The organism is Polaromonas sp., from assembly GCF_018780625.1.
Lineage (GTDB): Bacteria > Pseudomonadota > Gammaproteobacteria > Burkholderiales > Burkholderiaceae_C > Polaromonas.
Map to the genome: position 1 here is coordinate 1 of NZ_JADMJK010000033.1, position 2,918 is coordinate 2,918.

At 59.2% G+C, this 2,918-nt stretch carries 4 protein-coding genes; all 4 read right to left on the reverse strand.

Going from position 1 to position 2,918, the window contains the following annotated elements; genetic code table 11:
* A partial coding sequence (locus IV091_RS02680) for a class I SAM-dependent DNA methyltransferase (RefSeq protein ID WP_293464756.1) occupies window positions 1–1,007 on the reverse strand: 1,007 nt, incomplete at its 3' end.
* Window positions 1,004–1,726 (reverse strand): hypothetical protein, encoded by a 723-nt coding sequence (locus IV091_RS02685; protein WP_293464759.1) that lies wholly within the window; start codon window positions 1,724–1,726, stop codon window positions 1,004–1,006. The genes IV091_RS02680 and IV091_RS02685, both read right to left, overlap by 4 nt.
* Window positions 1,726–2,280 (reverse strand): hypothetical protein, encoded by a 555-nt coding sequence (locus IV091_RS02690; RefSeq protein WP_293464762.1) that lies wholly within the window; start codon window positions 2,278–2,280, stop codon window positions 1,726–1,728. Before IV091_RS02690 ends, IV091_RS02685 begins: the two co-directional genes overlap by 1 nt.
* Before the next feature lie 366 nt (window positions 2,281–2,646).
* The coding region (locus IV091_RS02695; RefSeq protein WP_293464765.1) for a Fic family protein at window positions 2,647–2,918 on the reverse strand (272 nt) is incomplete at its 5' end.

The window sequence follows — 2,918 nt, forward strand, 5'->3', positions numbered from 1 at the left end:
ATGGTCTCGCCCGCGCCGCCTTCAAACAGCACGTTGTCAGGCAGCACCACCGCCGCGCGCCCATGCTGCTTGAGCAGGGTCTTGATGTGCTGCACAAAGTTGAGCTGCTTGTTGCTGGTGGTGGCCCAGAAATCGTCGCGCTCGATCACGTCTTTCTCGGTCGTCACCTTGCCTTCAGCGCCGGTGATCATGGTGCTGCTCTTCTTGCCAAAGGGCGGGTTGGCCAGCACCACGTCAAAGCGCTCGCCGGGGTCGGCGGCGAGTGCGTCGGCCACCACGATCGGCACCGACTTGTCGGAGCCAATGCCGTGCAGCATCATGTTCATGGCCGCCAGCCGCGCCGTACTTTGCACCAGTTCGTAGCCAGTGAAGGCTTTTTCTTTCAGGTGCTTCTTCTGCTCGCGGGTGAGATTGGGATTGTGGTCGGCCACATGGTTGTGCGCGGCAAACAAAAAGCCGCCGGTGCCACATGCCGGGTCGCACACCGTCTCGCCCGGCTTGGGCGCAATGCAGTCCACCATGGCCTGAATCAGCGGTCGCGGCGTGAAGTACTGCCCAGCTCCGCTCTTGGTGTCTTGCGCGTTCTTCTCCAGCAAACCCTCGTAGGCGTCGCCTTTCACATCCGCGCCCATGGCCGACCAGTTTTCACAATCGATCAGGTCCACCACCAGGCGGCGCAGCTTGGCCGGGTCCTGAAACTTGTTTTGCGCCTTGCCGAAAATCAGGCCGATGGTGCCCTTCTCGGCACCCAGCTTTTCCAGCGTGTGGCGGTAGTGGTCAAACAGCTCGTCGCCGTCTTTGGCCAGCAGCGAAGGCCAGTCGTAGCCCTTGAGGATGGGGCTGGGTGCCTCGCCGGTGAGATTGAACGGCGGCTTGCTGCGCTCGTCGGCCATTTTCAGGAACAACAGGTAGGTGAGCTGCTCGACGTAGTCGCCGTAGCTCATGCCGTCGTCGCGCAGCACGTTGCAGTAGTTCCAGAGTTTCTGGACGATGGTGGCTGAGTTCATGAGGTTAGTTTGGATAGTTCGCGTAAGGTCAGTGCCAGCGGCTTTGCACGCTGCTGGCTGAAGGAGTCGCCCGGCAAATGCCCGGATAAAGCTTGCTCGAACTCGGGGTCTGAGAAAAGCGCAGTGAATTCCGCCGCCATGTAGGTGCGAAGCTCTGGCGAGGCGGCGCGACACTCGGCAAGCAACTCTGGGCGCCTGTCTGCAACCGTAATGATGTCTTCCAGGTCATGGCTTCCCAGGTAGTCGGGTTTGCCGTTGGCGTGCTTGCCCCGGTCTTTGAATGCTTCCAACTTGGTGCCAATGAACACGGGGGCGGTGATGAGCCTGATGGTTGTTCCGCTAGGCAATACAACCGTCTCTGCGGTTGCCAGCGCCAGAGGATACCAACGGTTTGCAAAGCCCAGAATGTCTTTCACCGTCGGCATCAGATCAAGCGTGATGCTCTTGTACACCCAGCGGCAAATGGGTGCGTCGGGGCGCATATCATTGCTGAAGCCTTGGGCTCGGACTTGCTTTTCTATGCCGTGGAAGTCGTGCACAGTGAGCGCCTGGGCCACGATGTCCACGTCTTCGGTAATACGGATTCGGTCTGGTCGCTCTCGCGTGAGCAGCAAGCCCGTGGCACAACCACCTACAAAAATGACGCGCTCACACACGGGCCCCAGCGCCTGCGCCACCAGCTCCAGAATGGCGAGATTGGGGTTGTTGAATGCGGCCATCAGCTCAACCTTTCTTCCAGCAACTTGCGGGCCATTTCGCGCTCACGCGCCTGGCCGATGCGTAGCGCGTCAAACAGGGCGAGTAACTCGTACAAGGCCGGGTCCTTCACAGCGGCCAAAGGCAAGTTGGGGTACAGCGGCAACAGCACACTACCGCGCACCGGGCCGTCGGCATGCGGCCACACGGGCGGCATCTCATCGGCAAACAACACCCTGGACTTGAGAGGCTCCACGCCATAGGCCGTAGGAAAGCCCATAGTGATCTCACCGCGCACCGCTGGGAAAAAGTAAGCCGCCCCATGCAGCACCATAGGCCGGAACGCGGCCATTACCAGTGCAGGGGCACCACTCACTTCGGTCAACAGCCGTGCGCCACTCAGGCGCGCCATGCAGGCGTGGGCCTCAAACTGAGACATGTGCATGGCCTGCGCCAGCGCCACATAGGGCAGCTTTTTCCCCGCCAGACACACCAGCTTGAACGCCATGGCCAAGTCTTGCGGCTTGAGTGACCACTGCGCGTGGCCCAGACGGGATTTGATGCCTGATGAACTCATTTTTTATTTATGCGATATGCAGTTTGCATAATTATTGCACGGCAATCAACTTTTAATATTTATATGCTGTTTGCATATTGCAGAGAAACGACATTCGGTATTCGCGAATTCCGAATGCGCCGCCAGCCCCATCTTGATGCCACAGTCTGTAATGTCGGGGTTTTGAACAGCTACCCTGTCAAGCGTGTGCGTAGTAACATTACTCCATGACCCTTAAAGAATCCAACCCGTACCTGCACAGCCGCACCGAGGCCACGCGCAAAGCGGCGCTTAGGATTTCTGCCAAAACGTCATCTGCGGTTGAAGGCATTCGCGCCCCGTTTGCTGCAAGTGCCAAAACCAACGCACCTGCCACTCAGGAAAGCTTCACTGCATATTGGCGGCAGCGCGCCGCTTCGAACGCACGATAATTTTTTCAAATACGGTCGCCAGAGGCAGATAGTCCCGCCCCATTGCGGCATGGATTCCTCCAATGTAGATGCGCCGCCCTCGCCCCAGCATGGGGCTGAAGTCCAGCGGCGGCAGGCCCGCCTGCAAGGCCATCAACAAAGCCAGTAAACGCGCCAGACGGCCATTGCCTTCGCGAAATGGATGCACCAGGATCAGCTCCGCATGCACTTCCGCCAAGGCCAGCGCCA